The organism is Arthrobacter sp. efr-133-R2A-120, assembly GCF_030209835.1.
In the GTDB taxonomy this organism is placed as follows: domain Bacteria; phylum Actinomycetota; class Actinomycetes; order Actinomycetales; family Micrococcaceae; genus Arthrobacter.
In genome coordinates this window covers 65,115-87,505 of record NZ_JARVRF010000024.1, presented here as the reverse complement: position 1 = coordinate 87,505, position 22,391 = coordinate 65,115, and the positions used below count along the sequence as shown (strand labels likewise).

20 protein-coding genes are annotated in these 22,391 nt (G+C 64.4%); 15 read left to right on the top strand and 5 right to left on the bottom strand.

Going from position 1 to position 22,391, the window contains the following annotated elements; genetic code table 11:
• Nucleotides 1-216: 216 nt before the first annotated feature.
• Nucleotides 217-2,670, top strand: coding sequence for a glycoside hydrolase family 32 protein (locus tag QRN52_RS13065; RefSeq protein WP_284753161.1), 2,454 nt, complete (start codon nucleotides 217-219; stop codon nucleotides 2,668-2,670).
• A gap of 136 nt (nucleotides 2,671-2,806) precedes the next feature.
• Nucleotides 2,807-3,349 carry a DUF2087 domain-containing protein gene (locus tag QRN52_RS13060; RefSeq protein WP_284753160.1) on the top strand — a complete coding sequence of 181 codons (543 nt, stop codon included), beginning with the start codon at nucleotides 2,807-2,809 and terminating at the stop codon, nucleotides 3,347-3,349.
• Here QRN52_RS13060 and QRN52_RS13055 read toward each other — a convergent pair.
• Nucleotides 3,346-4,140 carry a carbon-nitrogen hydrolase family protein gene (locus tag QRN52_RS13055; protein ID WP_284753159.1) on the bottom strand — a complete coding sequence of 265 codons (795 nt, stop codon included), beginning with the start codon at nucleotides 4,138-4,140 and terminating at the stop codon, nucleotides 3,346-3,348. The two genes, QRN52_RS13060 and QRN52_RS13055, sit on opposite strands and share 4 nt — an antisense overlap.
• A gap of 32 nt (nucleotides 4,141-4,172) precedes the next feature.
• On the opposite strand from QRN52_RS13055, the gene QRN52_RS13050 reads away from it, so the two are divergent.
• On the top strand, nucleotides 4,173-4,829 hold the full coding sequence (locus QRN52_RS13050) for a GntR family transcriptional regulator (protein WP_284753157.1): 657 nt from the start codon (nucleotides 4,173-4,175) through the stop codon (nucleotides 4,827-4,829).
• A 58-nt stretch (nucleotides 4,830-4,887) separates the two neighbouring features.
• On the opposite strand, the gene QRN52_RS13045 is transcribed toward QRN52_RS13050, so the two are convergent.
• A complete protein-coding gene (locus tag QRN52_RS13045) occupies nucleotides 4,888-6,279 on the bottom strand; it encodes an MFS transporter (RefSeq protein WP_284753156.1) in 1,392 nt (463 codons plus the stop codon).
• A 147-nt stretch (nucleotides 6,280-6,426) separates the two neighbouring features.
• On the opposite strand from QRN52_RS13045, the gene QRN52_RS13040 reads away from it, so the two are divergent.
• The 10 genes from QRN52_RS13040 (at nucleotide 6,427) to QRN52_RS12995 (ending at nucleotide 16,654) form a co-directional block, all read left to right on the top strand.
• The gene (locus QRN52_RS13040) at nucleotides 6,427-7,113 is read left to right on the top strand and encodes a DUF2848 domain-containing protein (RefSeq protein ID WP_284753155.1); all 687 of its coding nucleotides are present in this window, start codon (nucleotides 6,427-6,429) and stop codon (nucleotides 7,111-7,113) included.
• Nucleotides 7,114-7,227: 114 nt separating this feature from the next.
• Entirely contained in the window at nucleotides 7,228-8,268 is a 1,041-nt protein-coding gene (gene moaA / locus QRN52_RS13035) for a GTP 3',8-cyclase MoaA (RefSeq protein ID WP_284753153.1), read from the top strand.
• Between the two features lie 43 nt (nucleotides 8,269-8,311).
• Nucleotides 8,312-9,208 (top strand): AAA family ATPase, encoded by an 897-nt coding sequence (locus QRN52_RS13030; RefSeq protein ID WP_284753151.1) that lies wholly within the window; start codon nucleotides 8,312-8,314, stop codon nucleotides 9,206-9,208.
• A 4-nt stretch (nucleotides 9,209-9,212) separates the two neighbouring features.
• Nucleotides 9,213-10,358 carry a vWA domain-containing protein gene (locus QRN52_RS13025; RefSeq protein ID WP_284753150.1) on the top strand — a complete coding sequence of 382 codons (1,146 nt, stop codon included), beginning with the start codon at nucleotides 9,213-9,215 and terminating at the stop codon, nucleotides 10,356-10,358.
• Nucleotides 10,351-11,517, top strand: a complete 1,167-nt coding sequence (locus tag QRN52_RS13020) for an XdhC family protein (RefSeq protein WP_284753149.1) — start codon at nucleotides 10,351-10,353, stop codon at nucleotides 11,515-11,517. The genes QRN52_RS13025 and QRN52_RS13020 overlap by 8 nt, the downstream gene beginning before the upstream one ends.
• A gap of 91 nt (nucleotides 11,518-11,608) precedes the next feature.
• Nucleotides 11,609-12,157, top strand: a complete 549-nt coding sequence (locus QRN52_RS13015; RefSeq protein ID WP_284753148.1) for a (2Fe-2S)-binding protein — start codon at nucleotides 11,609-11,611, stop codon at nucleotides 12,155-12,157.
• Nucleotides 12,154-14,523 (top strand): xanthine dehydrogenase family protein molybdopterin-binding subunit, encoded by a 2,370-nt coding sequence (locus tag QRN52_RS13010; protein WP_284753147.1) that lies wholly within the window; start codon nucleotides 12,154-12,156, stop codon nucleotides 14,521-14,523. The genes QRN52_RS13015 and QRN52_RS13010 overlap by 4 nt, the downstream gene beginning before the upstream one ends.
• Nucleotides 14,520-15,374 (top strand): FAD binding domain-containing protein, encoded by an 855-nt coding sequence (locus QRN52_RS13005; RefSeq protein WP_284753146.1) that lies wholly within the window; start codon nucleotides 14,520-14,522, stop codon nucleotides 15,372-15,374. Before QRN52_RS13010 ends, QRN52_RS13005 begins: the two co-directional genes overlap by 4 nt.
• Before the next feature lie 23 nt (nucleotides 15,375-15,397).
• Nucleotides 15,398-16,189: an SRPBCC family protein gene (locus QRN52_RS13000; protein WP_284753145.1), complete on the top strand. Its 792-nt coding sequence runs from the start codon at nucleotides 15,398-15,400 to the stop codon at nucleotides 16,187-16,189.
• Nucleotides 16,190-16,387: 198 nt separating this feature from the next.
• The gene (locus QRN52_RS12995; protein WP_284753144.1) at nucleotides 16,388-16,654 is read left to right on the top strand and encodes a hypothetical protein; all 267 of its coding nucleotides are present in this window, start codon (nucleotides 16,388-16,390) and stop codon (nucleotides 16,652-16,654) included.
• Between the two features lie 22 nt (nucleotides 16,655-16,676).
• Here QRN52_RS12995 and QRN52_RS12990 read toward each other — a convergent pair whose 3' ends face one another.
• Nucleotides 16,677-17,150, bottom strand: coding sequence for a MarR family winged helix-turn-helix transcriptional regulator (locus QRN52_RS12990; RefSeq protein WP_284753143.1), 474 nt, complete (start codon nucleotides 17,148-17,150; stop codon nucleotides 16,677-16,679).
• Between the two features lie 205 nt (nucleotides 17,151-17,355).
• On the opposite strand from QRN52_RS12990, the gene QRN52_RS12985 reads away from it, so the two are divergent.
• Entirely contained in the window at nucleotides 17,356-18,258 is a 903-nt protein-coding gene (locus tag QRN52_RS12985; protein WP_284753142.1) for a methyltransferase family protein, read from the top strand.
• A gap of 76 nt (nucleotides 18,259-18,334) precedes the next feature.
• Nucleotides 18,335-18,976, top strand: coding sequence for a dihydrofolate reductase family protein (locus QRN52_RS12980; RefSeq protein WP_284753141.1), 642 nt, complete (start codon nucleotides 18,335-18,337; stop codon nucleotides 18,974-18,976).
• Between the two features lie 260 nt (nucleotides 18,977-19,236).
• On the opposite strand, the gene QRN52_RS12975 is transcribed toward QRN52_RS12980, so the two are convergent.
• Both QRN52_RS12975 and QRN52_RS12970 read right to left on the bottom strand, forming a co-directional pair.
• Nucleotides 19,237-20,292, bottom strand: a complete 1,056-nt coding sequence (locus QRN52_RS12975; RefSeq protein WP_284753140.1) for a PDDEXK nuclease domain-containing protein — start codon at nucleotides 20,290-20,292, stop codon at nucleotides 19,237-19,239.
• A gap of 424 nt (nucleotides 20,293-20,716) precedes the next feature.
• Nucleotides 20,717-22,351: an amidohydrolase gene (locus QRN52_RS12970; RefSeq protein WP_350225150.1), complete on the bottom strand. Its 1,635-nt coding sequence runs from the start codon at nucleotides 22,349-22,351 to the stop codon at nucleotides 20,717-20,719.
• Nucleotides 22,352-22,391: the final 40 nt, after the last annotated feature.

The following is a 22,391-nucleotide window of genomic DNA, read 5'->3' as shown; positions in this document are numbered from 1 at the left end:
TCCGCTTAAACGCTTGATCACAAACTCATCACCAGTTACTCTTTCCGTGATTAAGCGTTTAATCAGAAATCCTTAGCTCCACCACAAGCTCCCCCGCCTGCTCAACAACGCCGTGTGCAGAGGCTCGATGCAGAGCTATCGGCGATCGAGTAGTCCTCACCGAGACCCGGAGATTTTATGGCCCGCTCAGCAAGGAGGCTGTCGAAGAGGGCGAGCATGCTCGCCCTCTTCGCCGCACTCACGATGTTTTTCACGACCACCATAGTTACCGGGGACATCCCCGGCGCAGGAGCCGTCGGCAGTGCGACCGCACCGCCAATGCGGGCCGTGTACCACATGACCCCGCCGTCAGGATGGCTGAGCGACCCTCAGCGGCCCATCTATCTCAACGGCAAGTACAACCTGTATTACCTTCACAGCAACCAGGACAACGGCCCCGGCGGGTGGCGACACGCGACGTCGTCGGACACTGTGGTGTTCAACGACCAAGGCGACGCCCTCCCCCTCCAAAGCAATTTCCCCGTCTGGACCGGCTCCTCAGTGGTCGACACCAACAACACCGCGGGCTTCGGAGCCGGCGCCGTCGTCGCGCTCGCCACGCAGCCAACCGACGGTGACCCATTCCAGCAGTCGCAATACCTCTGGTACTCGACCGACGGCGGGACAACCTTCACGCAGTACGGCGCGCCGGTCATCGCCAACCCGGACGCCTCGGACTGGTTCCGCGACCCGAAGATCGTTTGGGACGCGGCGCACTCGAATTGGGTAGCCGCGATCGGCCGTCAGCAGAAAATCACGTTCTACACCTCGCCGGACCTCAAGACCTGGACGCACCAAACTGACTTCAGCTACACCACCCCGAACATCGGCGGTGTTGAGTGCCCGGACATCTTCCAAATGAAGGCCAACGACGGCAGCTGGCATTGGATCATGGCCGGGAGCATGCAGGGCGACTATAGCGGCAAGCCGGACACCTACGCGTACTGGACCGGAACGTGGAACGGCTCGGCGTTCGTCGCGGACCAGGCGGACCCGCAGTGGCTCGACTGGGGCTCGGACTGGTACGCCTCGGTGACCTGGCCGGACGCCGCGAATCCCGATACCTCCCGTTACGCGATCGGCTGGATGAACAACTGGCACTACGCGCCGCACACCGTGCCGACTGACTCCACGGACAACTACAACGGCCAGATGTCCGTGGTGCGCCAGCTCAGCCTCAAGTCCGAGGGCAGCGGTGTCTACAGCCTTCTGTCCCAGCCGACCCCGAATCTTGCCAACTACGCCACTAAAACCGTGAAGCCCGCCAACGCCACGGTCAACGGACGGACAACCCTCGACTACCACGGCTCCGCCTACGAGCTCGATGCGGACGTCAGCTGGACCACCCTCAACAACGTCGGTATTTCCGTCGGTGAGAACAAGGACGGCAGCCGGCACACGAACATCGGCGTCTACGGGGGCAACCTCTACGTCGATCGCTCCGCGCAGGACCAAGTGCCGTACTCCTTCGGCACGTACCAGCAGTCCCAGGCGCCGCTCGCCTCGGGCACGACCTGCGTGCACCTCCGGATCCTCGTGGACCACGGCAGCGTGGAGGTCTTCGCCGACGACGGCCGGATCGCACTCTCGAACCAGGACTTCTTCACGTCGTCGGACACGGGGATCTCCCTCTACACGATCGGCGGCAGCGCAAACTTCGCCAACCTCTCGATCACGGAATTCGCCAACATCACCGAACAGGCGAACCCCGCGGCGCCGTACGCGGACTTCGAGGGCAGCACATATGGTTCATGGACGACGGCGGGAGCGGCCTTCGGTTCCGGGCCCGCCAGCGGGGCTCTCCCCAACCAACAGCCCGTCACGGGCTACCTCGGGAACAAGCTCGTCAACAGTTTCAACGGCGGCGACGCGTCGACCGGAACGCTGACCTCGCCGTCGTTCACCATCGGCCACTCGTACGTCAACTTCCTCATGGGAGGCGGGAACAACCCACGGCCGTCGGACGTCTTTGCCGACTTCGAGGGCGCGACGTGGGGTGCCGGCTGGACGGCGTCAGGCAGTTACGCCGGCCAAGGCCCGACGGCGGAATCCCTCCCCAACCAGCTCGGCTCCAAGGTCCTCGACACGTACGTCGGAGGAGGTGATGGGGCCACGGGTGCGATCACATCGCCGACGTTCACGATCACGCGGGACTGCATCGATTTCCTCATCGCGGGAGGAAACCACCCCTGGGGCCAGTCCGGCGCCGCGGCGGTGAACCTCCTCGTCGACGGGCAGGTAGTCCGGACGGCAACGGGCCAGAACTCATCGACGATGTCGAACGTGAACTGGGACGTCCACACGCTCGTGGGGCAGAAGGCCCAAATCCAGGTCATCGACCACGCAAGCGGATCCTGGGGCCACATCATGGTGGATCAGATCGTGTTCAGCAGCGTGCCGAACGCGGTTGGCGGTGAACCGGACAATCAGACCACGGTGAATCTTGTGGTCAACGGGCAAGTGGTCCGGACCGCGACGGGCCAGAACAGCGAACGCCTCGCCTGGACGTCGTGGAACGTCTCCGACCTGATTGGTCAGAGCGCACAGCTTCAGGTGGTCGATAACGGCACGGGAAGCTGGGGCCATGTCCTGCTGGACCAAGTCATCTTCGAAGACATCCCGGCCGCCTGAGTCGAACGTGGCCTGTCCGTCCTGACCTTCTTTGCCGCGCGAAAGCCCTGAAATGACACGACTCGCCGTGTCGTAAGCGCTTTCCGAAACGAAAGAAGGTCAGGACGGGGCGCCCATTTGTGCCTATGCTGGGCCCATGGGGAGCGACTCATCGACGACGCCGGATGCGCGGCGCCTCCTCGCGGCGCTGGCAAACGCGCAAGCCCGGAAAGTCTTCGCTGAGATCAGCGTTGGCGGAACCCCGGGCAGCTCGCTCTCGCCGGCAAAACTCGAACGGGCGCTCACGCTCCTGAACCAGGCGGGGCTGGTCGAAACGGTCGAGACCGAAGGCAGTGTCCGCTACCGCATCCGCGAGCATGCCTTCCGGGACGCGCTGGCGAGCCTCTCGTCCGCGCCCAGCCCGTCCGGCGTCGAGCGCTTCTTGACCGCGGACGGGCGTATCGATCGCTATCCCGCGCGGGAAGCAGACCGACTCAAGCTTCTCGATTGGGTGGCCACACGCGTCCTGGACAGCGGTGAGCGGGTGGCGGAACGAGAGCTCAACGAACGTATCGCCCGGTTCACTGGAGACGTGCCAATGCTCAGGCGGTACCTGGTGGACTCCGGTTTCGTGAGCCGAACGTCCGACGGCTCGGCCTACTGGCTGGCCCTCAAAGAAGACGGCGACGGCGGCGACTAAAGATCCCGGGCATTCGCCAGGACCGGAAGCTTGCCCCGGACTTCTTCCACAACAGACGGATCGATGTCGACGACGGCGAGTTCAGGCATTTCCCCGAGGGCCACCATCACGGCACCCAGTGGCGAGATCACGGCACTGCGCCCTATTCCCGTGGGCGCGGTGCCGGTGGTGGGCAGGCCGACACTGGCCGGGTTGCCTTGGCCGCACGCCACCACGAAGGTGGTGCTGTCCACTGCGCGGGCCCGCACCAGCAAGTCCCACTGCTCGGCTTTGCCTTCGCCGGCGCCCCACGAGGCGCAGACGATGTTGACCTGCGCTCCCGCCCGGGCGTTGGCTGTGAAGAGGGCGGGAAAGCGCACGTCGTAGCAGGTGGAAAGGCCAAACAGGGTGCCGTTGAGTTTGAAGGTTACCGTTGAGGTCCCGGCGTCGACCGAATCGGATTCCGCGAAGCCGAAGGCGTCGAAGAGGTGGATCTTGTCGTAGGACGTGTCCACCCCGGGGCCTGTGACCAAAAGCGTGTTCCGGACCCGACCGCCCTCGCCGGGAGTGAACATTCCCACCACGATGGCGATGCCCAGCTCCCGCGCAAGGCCGCGGACCGCTTCGGCCCATGGTCCGTCCAACGGTTCGGCGATGTCGGCCAGGCTGTTGCCGAAGGCGCGCATGGCTGCTTCGGGAAAGACCACGAGTTCGGCTCCGGCGGCTTTGGCGCGGGTGGCGTATTCTCGGATCAGTTCCAGGTTGGCGGCCAGATCGGCTCCCGTGATGATTTGTGCCACGGCTAAACGCATGAATTTACTCCAGATTGTTGTATACATGATGTATGCGAAAAAGTTCGGGGACTGCGGCGTCCGGCCGCGAGAAGGCGTACGCGTACCTGCGTGAAAATATCCTGATCGACCCCGAGGTCCAGGGGAAGTTCCTGAACGAGCAGGAACTGGCCGCGGAAATCGGCGTATCGCGTACGCCGGTGCGTGAGGCGCTCCTGCTGCTCGTTTCGGACGGCTTGGTGGAACTGATTCCCCAACGCGGAGCTTATGTTCCTCCGGTGACCGGCCGGGAAATGTCCGAATTGATGGAACTGCGCGGGATCCTTGAAAGCCACGCCGCCCAGCTGGTCATCGAGCAAGGCCGGGTTCCCGCCCGGACGATGCAGGAAACCCTTGACCAGCAGGCGAAGCTTCCCGAGGAACTGAGCCCGGAAGCGGCCCGCGAGTTTATCCGCCTGGACACCCTGTTCCACCAGCAGCTCATCGACGCGGCGGGCAACGAGCTCATCTCCCGGACGTACAGCAAGCTCCACGTCCGGCAGATTCTGGTAGGCGTCTCCGCGCTGTTCCGTACCGGAGGCCGGCGCGAGCAGGTGTGCGCCGAGCACCAGGACATTCTCGACGCCCTGATGTCCGGCGACGCGGCGAAGGCCCAGAAGGCGATCGACCATCACCTCGCGGTGACCCGGGACATCCTGCTCCGCACCTGAGGAATCTTCTGCCCGCCCAGCGCAGCTTGTCAGGATTTTCGAAGGCATGACGTGAGAGTCAGCGCGTTTCCGCGACGGTGGACTGTCGGCTTGCCGCCGCAGAACCTTCCAGCAGCAGGCGATAGTCCTCGTCCTCCACGGTGTTGGAGTCCCGTCCGAGCGCCAACCCCACTGCGGTGACGACGGCGGCCACGGCCACATAGATGGCAACCGGAATCCAGGTGCCGAACTGGGACAGCAGCAGCGTGAACATCAAGGGTGCGATGGCGCCCCCGATCACGCCGGCGAAGGTGTAGGCCAGCGAACTCCCGGTGGACCGAAGCCGCGGAGAGAACTGTTCCACGATGAAGGCGGCTTGAGGTCCGTACATGAAGGAGTGCGCCATGAGTCCCAGGACAATTCCCGCGATCAGCAGCGGCTCGCTGTGCCCGCCCAGGATTCCGAAGAAGACGAAAGTCCAGGCGGCTCCCACCACTGCCGCGATGCTGTAGACGAGGCGCCGGTTGAAGCGATCGGATACGGCACCGGCCAGAGGGATCATGAACAGCTGGAACGCGGAGCCGATCAACACGGCGGTGAGGACCTGGCTGCGGTCGTAGCCGAGGACCTGGATGCCGTAGCTCAGGGTGAAGACGGTAAACAGGGCATACAGCACGTCCGGGCCAACCCGGCACAGCGTGGCAGCGACGAGCGGCCGGAGTTCCTTGCTGAAAACTTCGCGGACAGGGGCGTTGGGCTGTTCACCATGGGCCTCAATGGCCTTGAAAATCGGGGTATCTTCAAGCTTCAGCCGAATCCAGAGACCGAAGCCCACCAGCACGGCCGAGACCAGGAAGGCGATGCGCCAGCCGAAGCTGATGAACTGCGCTTCGCTGAGCGTAACGGTCAGGACGGCCAAGATGCCGTTGGCCATGAGGTTGCCGGCCGGCGGTCCGACTTGGGCCGCGGAGGCCCAGAAGCCACGCCGATGGGGATCGCCGTATTCGCTGGAGAGCAGCACTGCCCCGCCCCATTCGCCGCCGACGCCCACGCCTTGGGCGAAGCGCAGCAACACCAGGATGATCGGAGCCGAGATGCCGATACTGCCGTAGCCAGGCAGTACCCCGATCAGCACAGTGGCGACGCCGATGATCATCAGCGTCGTCACGAGGACTTTCTTGCGGCCGATGCGGTCACCGAGCCGGCCGAAAATGATGCCGCCCACAGGACGGGAGACATAGCCCACCGCGTAGGTGGAGAACGCCAGGATGGTCCCGGTCAAGGGATCCGATGACGGGAAAAAGACGATGGGGAATACGACGGCGGCCGCGGCGGAGTAGACGGCAAAGTCGTACCACTCGAGCGCGGTGCCGGTGAGGCTTGCCGCAAAGGCCTTGTACAGGCCTTTGGGATGCATCGGCTTTCCGGGACGCGGCGCTGCGCCGGAAGCCGGAACTGGAACGTTGGCCATGGGTTTCCTCCACGAGAAGTTTACGGTGACGCCTGCCACACTGGCGTTAAATGTATACATTACGCATACTGGATGTACATTGGCGACTGTTTCCGGTTTCCGATTTGAAAAATTTCTCCAGCAGGACACGCAAAGGATGGACAGAAAATGACGACTCTGAGCTTTGAACTTCCCGATGGCACCAAGCGGAATGTCCAGGTCAAGCACCTCCTGAACGCCGGCTACGCAGGGCGCGAACAGGAAGAAGTGCAGGCCCACATCGCCGAGCTGGCCGAACTTGGCGTTCCCGGCCCGGCAACCACGCCAGCGCTGTACCCGGTGTCCCCGTACCTGGCCCAACAGGTCTCGGAAGTCCGCGTCCAGCACGGCCGGACCTCGGGCGAAGCCGAATGGGCGCTCGTAATCACCGACGAGGACGTGCTCTTGACCGTGGCGTGCGACCATACGGATCGCGAACTCGAAGTCCACGGCGTGGCTTGGAGCAAGAACGCCAGCCCGGACGTGTTGGGACGCAAAGCATGGCGCCTGGATGATGTTCGCGACCATTTGGACAAGATCACCCTCAAGGGCTGGGTGGGTGACGGCGAAACTCCGGACACCCTGATCCAGGACAGTTCGCTGGAGGCGCTCCTCAGCCCGGACTACTGGCTGGCGGTGCTCGCAGAACGCGGCCTGAACCAGCCGGGCACCGTCCTCATTTCAGGCACAGTGGCAATGAAACAGGGGGTCGACCAGTTTGCCCGCAGCTGGAAGGTGGAAATGACCGATCCGGTGACCGGCACGTCGGTGGACGCCCAGTATGTTGTGGAGAAGATGGCAGAGCCCATCGGCTGAGTCCGGCTCCGCCGCCGTTCGCCCGACCGCGGTCCATTGTGGGCGCTCGGGACCGGGCATACTCTGGGAGAGGCACAAGCGGTTGGCACTACTACCGCATTGAGAGGGCGCTGCATGGACGCCAATTCCATCACCGACACCTTCCACCGGCCCTTGCGGGACCTGCGGATCTCCGTCACGGACCGATGCAATTTCCGCTGCGTCTACTGCATGCCCAAGGAGATCTTCGGCAGGGATTTCGTTTTCATGCCCCGGGACCAGCTGCTGACGTTTGAGGAAATCACTCGGCTGGCGTCGATCGCGGTTGGACACGGTGTGCGGAAGATCCGGCTGACCGGCGGGGAACCCCTGTTGCGGAAGGACATCGAGGAGCTGGTCCGGATGCTGGCCCGGTTGCGCACTCCCGACGGGCTGGCGCCGGACCTGGCCATGACCACGAACGGCTCGGTCCTGGCGCAGAAGGCGCAAGCGCTCAAGGATGCGGGGCTTGACCGGGTGACGGTCTCGCTGGACTCCCTCCGGGAGGAGACCTTCCAGGCCATGAACGACGTCGGCTATCCCGTGGCGAAGGTCCTGCACGCCGCGGACGTTGCCCAGGCCGCGGGACTTGGGCCGGTGAAGATCAACATGGTGGTCAAGCGGGGGACCAACGACCAGGACATTCTTCCCATGGCCAGGCATTTCAAGGGATCCGGGTTCATTCTGCGGTTTATCGAGTACATGGACGTGGGAGCATCCAACGGCTGGAAAATGGATGAAGTGATGCCCTCAGTCGAGATCCTGGCCCGCATTGGCGCCGTGTTCCCTCTGGAGCCCGTAGCCCCCAACTACCCCGGCGAGACCTCGGATCGCTGGCGCTACGCGGACGGAAGCGGCGAAATCGGAGTCATTTCGAGCGTGACCCAAGCCTTTTGCCGCGGCTGCACCCGGGCCCGGCTCTCGGCCGACGGGAAGCTGTTCACGTGCCTCTTTGCCACGGCCGGCACGGACCTGAGGGCACTCCTGAGAGGCGGAGCGTCCGACGTCGAACTTTCGACGGCGTTGTCCGCCCTGTGGGGCGGCCGCACGGACCGCTACTCGGAACTGCGCAGTTCACACACACCCAAGGATCCCGCTGCGGCACACAAGATCGAGATGTCGTACATCGGCGGATAGCCGAGCCGGACCGCATCCCAGCCGGTGACCCTATGCTGGTGCCATGACGCAGACGTCGATCAGCTCCGCCACAGCGCTGGCCGAAATGCTGGCCGCCACAGGCTACCTCGCCGACGACGGCCTGGCCACCGTCGGTTACCTCGCCCTGAGCATGGAACGGCCGCTGCTGCTGGAAGGCGAACCGGGCACCGGCAAAACCTCCCTGGCCGAGGCCCTCGCGCAAGGGTTCGGGCTGCCGCTGATCCGATTGCAGTGCTATGAGGGAATCGACGCCTCGCAGGCGCTGTATGACTGGGACTTCACCGCCCAGATCCTGCATCTGCGCAGCGTGGAGGCCAGCGGCGGCTCGGGAATGAGCGCGCGGCTGAGCGTGGCCGAGCTGGAAAGCTCGCTCTATGACAAACGGTTCCTCTTAGCCCGCCCTATCCTCAAGGCGCTACAGCAAAGCCCGGCCGTGCTGCTGATCGACGAAATCGACCGGGCCGACGACGAGTTCGAGGCGTTCCTGCTGGAAGTGCTCTCCACCTACCAGGTCTCCATCCCCGAGTTCGGCACGGTCAAGGCCGACACTCCGCCGATCGTGGTGCTCACCTCCAACCGGACCCGCGATCTGCACGATGCACTCAAACGCCGCTGCCTCTACCACTGGATCGACCACCCCGGGCTGGCCCGCGAAGTGGAAATCGTGCGCACCCGACTCCCCCAAGTACCTGCGCTCCTGGCCGAGCAAGTGGTTCGCGCGGTCCAACAGATCCGGGTCACCGACGACGTACTGAAGCCTCCCGGCGTCGCCGAGACCCTGGACTGGGCGCGTGCCCTGCACCAGCTCGGCAGGGCGGAGCTGGACCTTGCCTCGGCCGCGGCCAGCATCGGCGCGTTGTGCAAGTACCGCGAGGACACCGAGCGGGTCTCGGCGGCCCTGGCCCGGATGCTCGGCTGAGCCCATGCCAACGGCAGAACACGGCCCCCCGGCCGGCCCCGCGGCAGGCCAGAGCACCGGCCACAGCGCCGAAGAGATCCTCCTTGCCTTCGCCGCAGCCGTGCGTGCGGCCGGCGTGAAAGTGACCGCGGACCGCTCGCTCAGCTTCGTCGACGCCGTCGGCAGGCTCAAGTTGGACCGCCGTTCGGACGTGTTCTGGGCCGGCCGCGCGACGCTATGCGCCTCGCCCGAGGACTTGCCCGCCTTCCAGCGGACGTTTGAGGCCTGGTTTGCCGTGGAACACTCCGCCGCCCAACGCCTGGAAAACTCCGCGACGTCAGTCAGCGCTGCCACTTTGGATGACGACGACGGCGGGCCGGAAGGTAGGCGGGAACAGTTGCGGGCGCTCGCCAGCCGCCGGGAGCTGCTGCGGCACCGCGACGTAGCCGTCCTGGACGACGCGGAACGCGCGCTGCTGCACCGGATGTTCGAGGAGTTGCCGGTGCGCTTGCCCACCCGGCAGACCCGGCGCAGGCACCTCGACCGGCACGGCGACGTGGACCGCGTCCGGACCCTGCGCGACCAGTTGCGCCGCGGCGGGGAACCGGGGCCCCTTCGCCGCGCCCGGGCCCCGCGCAAAACCCGCCGGATGGTCTGGTTGATCGACGTTTCAGGTTCGATGGCACCTTACGCGGACAGCCTGCTTCGTTTGGCCCACCGGGTAGTGGAAGCTGCTCCGCGCCAGGTGGAGGTGTTCACGATCGGCACCCGTCTGACCCGCGTGACAAGTGCGCTTCGTGTCCCTGATCCCGAAAATGCCTTGGCCCTCGCCGGCCGCACAGTCCCCGACTGGTCCGGCGGAACCCGGCTTGGAGAGGTGCTGCAGGCTTTCAACGACCGCTGGGGCCAGCGCGTGATGGTGCGCGGCGCCGTCGTCGTGATTGCCAGCGACGGCTGGGAGCGGGGCGACCCCGCGCTGCTGGGACGCCAGGCCGAGCGGCTGCACCATCTGGCGAGGCGGATCATTTGGTCCAACCCGCACCGCGGCAAAGCGGGGTACGAGCCCCTGCAACGGGGAATCAGGGCAGTGCTGCCGCACGTTGACTTCTTTATAGGGGGGCACTCAATGCAGAGTTTCGAGGAGTTGTTGGACGTGGTTGCCAATGCGTGAGGTCTTGGACGATCTGGTTGCTGCCATGGCGGCCGGCCACACAGTAGGACTCGGCACGGTGGTGCGCACCTTCCGCTCCGCACCGCGGCCGGCCGGCGCCGCCATGATGGTCGACGCCGACGGCAGTGCGGTGGGCTCGGTATCCGGCGGGTGCGTCGAAGGAGCGCTCTACGAACTGGCCACCAAGGTGGTCGAGTCCGGCAAACCGGTGCTGCAGCGCTACGGGATCAGTGACGACGCCGCGTTCGAGGTCGGCCTCACCTGCGGCGGGATCCTGGACATTTTCGTGGAGCCGGTCTCCACTGAGAACTTCCCGGAACTGGCCCAGGTAGCGGACGACGTCGGTGCAGGCCGTCCGGTTGCCATCGTCACCGTGATCGAACACCCCGATCCCGCGTGGCTGGGCCGCCACCTGGTGGTCCGCCCGGAGGGGTTCGTGGGTTCCCTCGGCAGCGAGCGTGCCGACCATGCGGTATCCGACGACGTCCAGGGCCTGCTGGCCGCAGGCCGCAACACGACCCTCATGTACGGACCGGACGGGCAGCGGCGCGGCGAAGGCATGCGCGTTTTCGCCCTCAGTTTCGCCCCTCAGCCGCGGATGCTGGTGTTCGGCGCGATCGACTTCGCCGCCGCGGTCGCAAAGCAAGGCACCTTCCTCGGCTACCGGGTCACGGTCTGCGATGCACGCGCGGTTTTCGCTACCGCTGCGCGGTTCCCGCAAGCCGACGAGGTAGTGGTGGAATGGCCGCACCGCTACCTGCAGGCGCAGATCAGTGCCGGCCAAGTGGATGAACGCACCGTGATCTGCGTGCTGACGCATGATCCGAAATTCGACGTGCCGCTGCTGGAGTTGGCACTGCGCCACAACGTGGCCTATGTGGGGGCGATGGGATCCCGGCGCACGCACCACGACCGATTGGAACGGCTGCGCGAAGCAGGCCTGGGCGAGGCCGAATTGGCGAAGCTCTCCAGCCCGATCGGCCTGGACCTGGGATCCCGCACCCCGGAGGAAACGGCCGTCTCCATCGCCGCCGAAATCATTGCCTTGCACTGGGGCGGCGGCGGCGGAAGATTGAGCACCATGGAGGCCCGGATCCACCACGAACCCACGGTTGAAGCGGACCACGAGGATGCGGGGTACGAACTCAAGCCAGGCTAGGGCACTCGCCCCTTCCGAGGAGTAACCTGTGTCACATCAGGACTGGATGCCGGGCAGTCGTGCCCGTCGTCCAACGCGACAGGAGATCCCAATGGCGAGTTCCAAGACGATCACCGTCGAAGTCGATGATGTGAGCTACACAGACGACGTCGAGCCACGATTGCTGCTGGTCCAATACCTGCGCGAACGGCTCGGCAAGACCGGCACATTGATCGGCTGCGACACTACCAACTGCGGCGCCTGCACCGTCCATCTGGACGGAGTCAGCGTCAAATCCTGCACCATGTTCGCGGTTCAGGCAGACGGCCACAGCGTCACCACCATCGAAGGCCTCGCCCGGGACGGCAAGCTCGCCCCGCTGCAGCAAGCCTTCCACCAATGCCATGCGCTGCAATGCGGCTTCTGCACGCCCGGCATGATCATGCAATCGGCATCCCTCCTCACCGAAAACCCACACCCCACCGAGCAGGAAATCCGGGACGGCCTTGAGGGAAACCTTTGCCGGTGCACCGGGTACCAGAACATAGTTGCCGCGGTGCAGGCCGCCGCTGACGGAACCGTTTCTTCCGACGGCACGGTTTCTTCTGACAGCACAGTGTCCGCGGACAGCGACGAAACAGAAACGGCAGGTGTGGCATGACCATCGCCGAAGTCGGCAGGCCCCGCCTCCGCAAGGAAGATGCCCACCTCATCACCGGACGCTCCAGGTACACCGACAACATGACGTTGCCCGGCATGCTCCATTTGGCCATGGTCCGCAGTCCGTTCGCCCACGCGAAGATCACCTCGATCGATACCTCCGCGGCAAAGTCCTCACCCGGCGTCGTCGCCGTGCTTACCGGAGCCGATGTGGCCGCGGAACAGGGCAGCCTGCCCAATGTCTGGCCGGTCACCACCGAGCAGAAGGCACCAGCGTTCCCATCCATCGCCGTCGACGAGGTCGCCTTTGCCGGCGAAGTAGTTGCCTGCATCGTTGCCCGGAGCGCCGCAGCGGCGCGGGACGCCGTCGAACTCGTGGACGTCAGTTACGACGAACTGCCGGTGGTCCTGGATCTGGAGGAAGCGTTCACCGACAAGGTGCTGGCCCACTCCAACTTGGACTCCAATCTCTCGGCGACCTGGGTGTTTGACTCGGGCGAAGCCGGCACCGGCAAGCCGATCGCCGAGGCATTGGCGAACGCCGAAGTCCTCATCGAACGCACCTTTTACCAGCAGCGCCTTATCCCGGCCTTCATGGAACCGCGCTCGATCGTGGTTGACCCGACGAGTGAGCAAATCACCATGTGGTCGTCCACGCAGATACCCCATATCCTGCGGCTGATCCTGGCATTGACGCTCGGCCTCCCGGAAAGCAAGCTCCGTGTGATCGCCCCCGACGTGGGCGGCGGTTTTGGCGGAAAGCTGACGGTGATCCCCGAGGAGTTCATCACCCTCATGGCAGCCCGGCGGGTCGGCAAGCCCTGCAAATACACCGAAACCCGCAGCGAGTCCCTGCAGTCCGGACATCACGGCCGGGCCCAAGTGCAGAAGGTGAAGCTCGCGGCCACGAAGGACGGGATCGTCACCGGGCTGGACATTCAGCTGCTGGCGGACATGGGAGCCTACCTGGGCATTATCGGCTCGGGCATCCCAATCCTGGGCGCGTTCATGTACAACGCTATCTACAAGTTCCCTGCCTACCGCCTGGAATGCAGCAACGTCTTCACCAACAAGGCGTGGACGGGCGCTTACCGCGGCGCGGGCCGACCGGAAGCAACCTTCGCTATCGAGCGCTTGATGGATGAGCTCGCCGTCGACCTGGGCATGGATCCCCTGGAACTGCGGAAGAAGAACTGGATCAACCACGAGGAGTTCCCCTTCACCACTGTCACGGGACTCGAATACGACAGCGGCAACTACGAGGCGGCCACGGCGAAGGCCCTGGAGCTCTTTGGCTACGACGAACTCCGGGCAGAGCAGGCCAGGCGCCGCGAGGCGAACGATCCTGTCCAACTCGGCATCGGCATCTCCACATTCACCGAAATGTGCGGCTTGGCTCCATCCCGGGTGCTCGGCGCGCTGAGTTACGCCGCTGGCGGCTGGGAGCACGCCCAGGTGCGGGTACTCCCCACTGGCAACATCGAAGTGGTCACCGGCACTTCCCCGCACGGCCAGGGCCACGAAACCGCGTGGAGCCAGCTTGTGGCGGACAAGCTCGGCGTGCCCTTCGAAAATGTCGAGGTGCTGCATGGCGATACCCAGATCTCCCAGCGGGGCCTGGACACCTACGGCTCCCGCTCGCTGGCGGTCGGCGGCATGGCGGTGCTCGCCGCGGCGGATAAGGTGATCGAGAAGGCCAAGGTCCTGGCAGCGCACATGATGGAGGCCAGCGAAGAGGACATCGAGTTCACGGACGGCAAGTTCAGCGTTAAGGGGACTGACCAGTCCACGGCGTTCGGTGAAGTCGCCTTCGCCGCCTTCTCGGCGCACAACCTGCCGGACGGGTTTGAGCCCAATCTGGACTCGGATGCCACCTTCGACCCGCAGAGCTTCTCCTTCCCGCACGGCACCCATCTGGCCGCCATGGAAGTGGACACCGAGACGGGGCAAGTCACCATACGCAAGTATGTTTGCGTGGACGACGTCGGAGTGGTGGTCAATCCGCTGATTGTGGAGGGCCAGGTCCACGGCGGCCTGGCGCAGGGAATCGCCCAGGCTCTCTATGAGGAGGCCGTTCACGACGACGCCGGGACCCTGGTCACGGGCTCGTTTGTGGACTACTTGGTGCCGAGCGCGCCGGATCTGCCGCACTTCACGACGGCGCGCACCGAGACGCCTTCGACCACCAACCAACTGGGGGCCAAGGGAGTCGGCGAGGCGGGAACCATCGCCTCAACGCCCGCCATTGTCAACGGTGTGCTGGACGCGGTGCGGCACCTTGGCGTGAAGGACATCAAGATGCCCTGTACGCCGGCGCGCGTGTGGGCCGCCCTTGAAGAAGCCAAGACCACCGGAGGTGTGCAATGATTCCGAGCGCATTCGATTACGCCGCTCCGGCTACGGTGGCGGAGGCGTTGGGCGTGTTGGCCGACGCCGGCGACGACGTGAAGCTGCTGGCCGGGGGCCAAAGCCTGATCCCCGTGATGAAACTGCGCCTGGCCGACCCGGCGATGGTGGTCGACTTGGGCCGGATAGGCGAGCTGTCCGGGGTCCGCGACGACGGCGACGCGCTGCTGATCGGAGCCATGACAACGCACCACGAGATCGTCACCGACCCGCTTATTGCCGAGCACGTGCCGTTGCTGGCCATGGCCGCTGCGACGGTCGCGGATCCCCAGGTCCGTCACCGCGGTACGTTCGGCGGCGCCCTGGTGCACGCCGACCCGGCGGGCGACATGCCCGCGCCGGTGCTGGCCGCGGACGCGACCTTCATCCTGGCAGGTCTGGACGGGGAACGCCGGGTGGCAGCGGCGGACTTCTTCCAGGGGTACTTCACCACCGCCGTCGATGACGGCGAGATCCTCACCCATATTCGGGTGCCGAAGTACACCGGGTGGGGTGCACGCTACGAGAAATTCACGAGGGTGGCCCAGCAATGGTCTATTGTCGCCGTGGCCGCGATGGTCCGGGTGGAAGGCGGCACGATCGCCGAGGCCAGGATCGGCCTGACCAACATGGCCAGCACGCCGTTGCGGGCGACCGCCGTCGAGCAGGCACTAGTAGGAGCACCGCTAACCCGTGAAGCGATCGCCACCGCGAGCGCACACGCTGGCGAAGGGACCGATCCCGCGAGCGACCTCAACGGGGACGCGGCCTACCGCCGCCACCTGGCCGAGGTCCTCACCAAGCGGGCCGTCATCGTGGCCGCCGGACTCTAGCGGAACACGGACGGGAGGAAGACGTGGAACTCAAACATCATTTCGTGGTTCCCAGTTCGCTGGAGGACACCTGGCATTCCTTCAACCAGCTGGAAGACATCGCGCCCTGTTTCCCCGGGGCGACACTCACGTCCGTGAGCGGCGAGCAGTTCACCGGAACGGTCAAGGTCAAGCTCGGGCCGATCGCCATGATCTACACCGGCACCGGTGAATTCCTCGAACGCAACCAGGAGACGCACACGGTAGTCATTTCGGCCACGGGCAAGGACAAACGCGGCAACGGAACGGCGGGTGCCACTGTGACGGCAGTGCTGACGCCCGACGGCGACGGCACCTCCGTGGACGTGACCACCGACATGAACGTCACCGGCAAACCGGCCCAATTCGGCCGGGGCGTCATCCAGGACATCTCGGACAAGTTGCTGGAGCAGTTTGTCCAGTGCGTGATCGGGAAGGCGGGCGGCGGTTCTGAGAAGGATACTGAGCCCGACGCCGGCGGCTCGGCAGCGTCTGCAGGGTCCGGAACGGATGGGGAGGCGGAGCCCGGGGAGCCCGCGGCTGGAGCAGCCGCCGGGCCCGCCGCCGCCGTGCCCGCTGCGGGTCCCGCAGCGCCGGTGGCCGGGCCTCCGGCGGCTCCTGTGCCGGCGGCGGCGGCTGCACCTGCACCGCCTTCCGCGCCGTTCGCGCCGTCGTCGGAATTGGACCTGGGCTCTGCCGTGTGGCCGGTGCTCGTCCGACGTTTCGGCCCCGTGCTTTGCGCCGCCGCAGTCGTGGTCCTGGTGGCTTGGCTGCTTCGGCGACGCGGAAGGGGCTGAACGCGCCATTTAGTCTGCGTTGATGCCGGGTTCGGGCGGCGCGGCGTGCTTGCCGCGCCCCTCACGGCGTCGATATCATCAGGGTGGGTTATGCAGCCGGCCCTCGGAACTCTTTTCCATGGAGTGACCCATGACCCGCCGGACCCCCACCTCTTCCAAGTCTTCTTGCGCCGCCACTCCCAAGCTTGGAGCCGCGCTGTGAACGCGCTACTCACCTCATGCTTGGAAGGCGAGCTGGACCCGGTCCAAGGGCTTGCGAAGTTGTCCGTTGCCGAGCTCAACTTCTTGGCTGACGCTCTCTTCAGGTTGCTCGACGTCGGGAAGCCTGAGTTCGGGGTCAAGTCCTGGTACGACGCGGTCCTGGATGAATTGGCTGTGCGCGGCGAGGGTCCGACGGCCGTTGAGCGGTCCGCCGTCGACGTTTCCAAGAACCGCTGGGGCCTCCTGGGCGAGAAGCCCGAATGACGGTTTCCGACTCGCGCTGGGACTAGTCTTCCCGTGCTGCGGAGGCAAGAGGGGCGCTAGCGTTGACTCCCCCGGGTCCTTGCCGGCCTGCCAGCTCGCGCACGAGTACCTTCAATTCCTGCCTGAACATCGACGTATCGATGGACACTTGGGCGAGGACCTGTTGCTCCGACTCGACCGCCCGCTCAAGCGCTTCTTTGCCGACGTCGGTCAGCGAAACGACGTGCACCCTGCGGTCTTCGGAACTTCGACGGCGGCTTATGTGGCCGTGGGTTTCGAGCCTGCTGAGGGTCTGCCCCATGGTCTGGGCCTGCACGCGGACGATCTGCGCGAGCGCGGTCTGAGTGATGGGGCCCGTGACGGCAAGAACCTCAAGGGCGATGACACCGGCGTGGGTGAGGCCGATCTCCCTGAGATTCTCGTCCCAAGCGTGTTCCACCAGCCGGGCCGCTGTAGACAACAACCGTCCGGTGGGCCAACGCTCAATGTCCGGCATATTTCTCATTGTAGCCGCGAGGGGATTTTGCGGGGCTGGGGGTAACTAGTCCTGCGGGGGACTCGTGTGAAGACGGACGTAGCTTCGAATTCGGTAGGCTGAGCCAAAATTGTCTGCGATTGGGGCTACGGATGTTTGGGCTGAGCGGGTGTCGCCCTTGATTCGGCGGGGCGGAGCTATTTGGTGGGGCAGGGCATATTTTGCCATGCAGGCGATTGCCGGTTTCTTCTGGTGGGCCGCCGTCTTCCTGTCGTCGGTGGTGCGCGAGGCGACCCTCGGTAACCTCGACCCGGTTGCGGTTACCGTGTTCGACATTCCTTTGTTCGTCGTGGCGTCGGCCGTGGCGGCGTTTGGCGTTAAGGCTGCCGCGGTGGCGAGTACCGGCTGGACGAGTGTTGTCGCCGTCGCACTAGCGGTATACGCCACCGTCACAACCGAAGCGGGCTGGGGCGTACTAGGCATGGGCGCTGCGACCGCGGGTTCAGTGATCGCACTCTGCCTCATCTTGCTAGGGCGTGTACCGACCGCGTGGATCATCCGCGGTCCATTCTCATTCCGGCCCGCAATCCCCCGCCCGGTCGCCGCCACCCATGTGGTTTCAACATTCGGGCAAATCATCATTTTCTGGGGGTTCTTCCTGGCGGTGATTCCGTTTGGGATAGCGGCTCTCGAACAGCGCTGGGCGGTGGTGCTCCCGTTTCCCTCGTTTGCCGCTCCTGTGGGTGTCGCGGTTCTGGTACTCGCCAGCGCCCTTGGCATCTCGGCGGCCGTAGTGATGTCGACGTTGGGAAATGGCACCCCGCTGCCGTCGGCAATGCCAAACCATTTGGTCATCGCAGGTCCGTATCGCTCGATACGTAATCCAATGGCGGCCGCGGGCATTCTCCAGGGCGCGGCAGTTGGCGTCATCCTGCAGTCATGGCTGGTGGTGGCCTACGCCGTCGTGGGCTCGCTGGTGTGGAATTACGTTGTCAGGCCGCTTGAGGAATCTGACCTGGAGGAGCGGTTCGGCGGAGAATTCCAGCAATACCGCGATGCCGTGCGCTGCTGGGTACCGCGGGTGTCGAAGACCCGCTCCCAGGCCGCGGATCCCTTAATTCTTCCGTGAATGCTTCCGAGACAGTGATCTCGGCACCAGTATGGTGGTTGCATAACGCAACCACTGATCTGAGGGGACCTTCACCATGGCTGTTCGAGTTGACCTGAATATCTCGCTGGATGGTTTCGCCACGACCACGGACGCAACTCCGGAGAATCCGTTCGGATCGGACTGGGGCCGACTAGTTGACGCATATACGTCCACCCGCACGTTCCGTGAGCGGGTCCTGCATGACACGAGTGGAGAAGGAACGTCCGGCGTCGACGACAAATACGCGGCGGCCTACTTCGAGGGGGTCGGCGCTGAGATTATGGGTGCCGGAATGTTCGGGTTCCATAACTTCCCCAATGACCCCGAGTGGAAGGGCTGGTGGGGCGACGAGCCTCCCTTCCGCGTTCCCGTGTTCGTCCTCACTCACACGCCCCGCCCTGCCATCACCATGGCCGGCGGTACGACCTTCCACTTCGTAAATACCAGCCCCAAAGAAGTGCTTGAACGAGCGCTCAGTGCAGCGGGTGAAAAGGATGTGCGTATCGGAGGTGGCCCTACCGTGGTGCGCGATTACCTCAGTGCCGGACTTGTCGATCGGCTGCACGTCGCGATCACCCCGATCCTGCTTGGTAGTGGAATACGGCTTTGGGACGATCTCCGGGGACTGGAAAGCGAATACACCGTCACGTCAGAGACCGCCGAAAGCGGCATCATCCACGTCACGTTTCGCCGATGACCATCGCAAGGAATCGCCTGGTTGGGCCTACTCGCGGTTGAGCGTGAGGGCCAGGCTGGGAACCGCGAAGGACAAGAGAAAGATCGGCAGGGGGCTTTTCCGCTGCACCGGAATCTGGCGATTTCGCCCTCGGCGACGCCGAAAGACTTGGTCCGGCTCGAATTTCGGCCATTTCGGACTTGCAGGGTGTGATGTCCAGGTTCGACCGTTATGTCGATCGTCTCGTTATCGAACGGCATTCGCCTAGCTTTATGCGCAGGCTAGTCGGAGTCCGGTTGGCCGGCTTTGGGTTCAGTCCATTCAAGCGCGGCCACAAGGTGGCTCTCGTTGGGAAGGGACTGCTGTTCGGCGGCAGGCAGCTTGTCATAGGTGTAAGCTGCCACGGCCATTGGGGACGTTGAACGCCCAAGGGTGTACCTGACGCTGCGGTCGTTCTTGGTGCCGCAGATCAGGATGCCGATCGTTTCGTTGTGATGTTCACGGCGGAGGACATCGTCGACAAGCGCGACGTAGAAATTGAGCTTTCCGGCAAACTCCGGCTGGAACTTGCCAGTCTTAAGTTCGATAACCACGTATCTGTTTTGGTCCATGTGGAAAAACAACATGTCAACGTAGTAGTCGTCGCCGTCGACATCGAAATGGACCTGCCGGCCTGCGAAGGCAAACCCAGGTCCAAGTTCCCGCAGGGTTTCGGTGATCCTGTTGGTCAAGGCCAGTTCCAGTTCCCGTTCAGCGACTTCGCCGGACAAGCCCAGGAATTCGAAGTTGTATGGATCTTTCGCGATCTGCTGGGCCAATTCGGACTCCTGCGCAGCAAGCTGTTGCGCAAAGTTGGACGGCGCCGTGCCGGTCCGTTCCAAGGTCCGGTTCATGATCATGTTCAGCAGGACATTTCTCGACCACCCATACTGGACGGCTGCCGCGGCATAGGATGCACGATCTTCCTGCGTGCTCAGCCTATCCAAAAGGACGGTGACATGGCCCCATGGCAATTGCGCAACAGGCTGTTGCGCAATTGGACCTTCCCGCCACGCGCCCGCAAAAGTTGTCATGTACTGGATGTTGCGCGGTGAAAGGCCCTTCATCTCGGGGAACTCCGCACGCAAATCGGAGGACAGCCGTTTGATTACCCCGCTCCCCCAGCCGCGCTTCTGCTGCTGCAGCCTGACACCTTGGCCGATGGTCCAATACAACTCAATCAACTGACTATTAACAGCCCGCCGGACCTTGATTCGTGCGGTCCGGACAGCCGTCCTTAAGCCTTCAAGCAGTTCAGAGTAGCCGCCGGGCAGGTCCAGGTCGCGCGGGTCAGTCATGCGTTCCACCGTAATCGGGGCCGCCGACAATTCCCGTTGTCAGTTCGGGGTCGCCCGCTTTGTCCAAAAGGGCTGCCGCCCTAACCGCTCGAGTGCGCTAACGTCCCCGCGCAGGACGACGCCGGTACCAAGCAACAAAACCCCACAGCGCGAAGATCAAACATACGGCAGCGACAATCCCCCGCCACCATACAAAAGGCTGCCACAGCCCGAATATCAATGCCCAAACTAGGAGAACGCCACTCACGTCGAGTCGTGGGGCACGGATCTTCACGGAGGCTCTCCTTCTTTCATTTGTCTCAGTCCAGGAGCGCGAGCACCAAAGACCAACTCAATGAAGAATACTTTCCCAACGGCCCGCAGGCCGACGGCCCCATAGCCCGACGGCCGCACGGCCCGACGTCGGACCCGGAGCCCCGGCCCCCTACCCCCGGTACCACACTTCCCCGCCCACCACCGTGAGCGCGACTGACGCCGTCAGCAGCGAGTCCAGTCCGGCGTCGAACGGGTCCGTGTCCAGTACCACAAAGTCCGCCAGCATTCCGGTGGCGAGCGTACCCAGCTCAGCCTCCCGACGACAGGAGTAGGCCGCATCGCGGGTGGCATGGCTGAGCGCGTCGGCGAGGTCCAGGGCGTACTTCGGCAGGTTCGCCGGCAGGCTCGCGTCCAAGGCGGACTTCCGGGTGGTCGCGACGAACATGTTGGGTAGCGGCTGGTGCGGGGCGGTGGGAGCATCCGAGCCCAGGGCCAGGGTGGCGCCGGCGTCGGTGAATTCCGTCCACGGGTAGGCGCGGTCGACGCGATCGTCGCCCAGCATGGCACGCCAGTTCTCCTGCACAGCCGGATCCGCGTGGACGGGCTGCATGGAAGCCACCACACCCAGCCTTGCCAGGCGTTGGATGCTCTCCGCCGTCACGGTTTCCATGTGTTCAATCCTGTGCCGTCGATCCCTGGGCCCGTTCACCTCGTTGGCGTATTCCAAGGCGTCAAGGGCTACTTCGGATGCGAGGTCGCCGATCGCGTGAATGGCTACCTGGAGACCCTCGGCATCGGCGGCGGCTACCACCGGATTGAGGAACTCGGGCTGCCAGATCAGCTCCGCGTTGCTGCCGTCCGCATACGGTTCCTTCATGGCTGCGGTACAGCCGTCAATAACTCCATCCGCGATGATCTTGATGCCGATCACCCTCAGCCACGGCGAATTCACCTCGCGGGCCAGCTCCGCCGCGCGAGCCACCTGGGCAAGGTTTTCTTCATGGTTTCCGGTAGGAGCAACCAGCCAGTGGGCGTTGACACGTAGGGGCAGCGTTCCGTTTCCCCTCGCCAGCGCACGACGCATCGCGCCAAGCTCGTCTTCGACCAGCGCCATGTCGATTCCGCTCGTCACACCTGTGGACAAGTAGTGCTCGAATGCCGCAGCCAAGTGCTCGTCGCGCTGCTCATCGGTTGTCATGGAAGCCAATTTCGGCCACGCGTACTCATGCATCGCGGTTTCTTCCAACAGCCCGGTTGCCTCGCCCGTTTCCGGATCGCGCAGGATCCTGCCGCCCAGCGTGTCCGGTGTGTCCTTGTCGATGCCCATCTCCGCCAGCGCAGCGGTGTTGACCCACATGGAGTGGAGATCGTTCGCGTCCAGGTACACCGGGCGGTCGGGCACGACGGCGTCAATCATCGCCGCGGTCGGCGCACCGCCCGGGATGGCCGAGAACAGCCAGCTGGTGCCCAGGATGCGCGGAGCCTCCGGATTTGCGGCGGCGGCTTCCTTGAGGCGGAGCTGGATCTCCTCGAGGTTGGCGGCGTCGCGCAAGGCAACCTTCTGCATGGTCTGGCCCATCATCACGATGTGCGTGTGCGCGTCGATGAAGCCTGGGAGCACAAAGGCACCACCCAAATCCACGACGGCGGCCGGAACCGCCTGGCCGGCCATCCGAAGCGTCTCGGCCTCGCTGCCAACAAAAGCCAGTCGCTCTCCCTCAATAAGCATGGCCTCGGCCTCAGCAGGCCCGGCTGCGGTGAAGATCTTGGCGTTTCGGTACAGGGTGCGCGGCAAGGTGGTCACTGGGTGTTCCTCAATCACTAAACGAAAGGCTTTCGTTTAG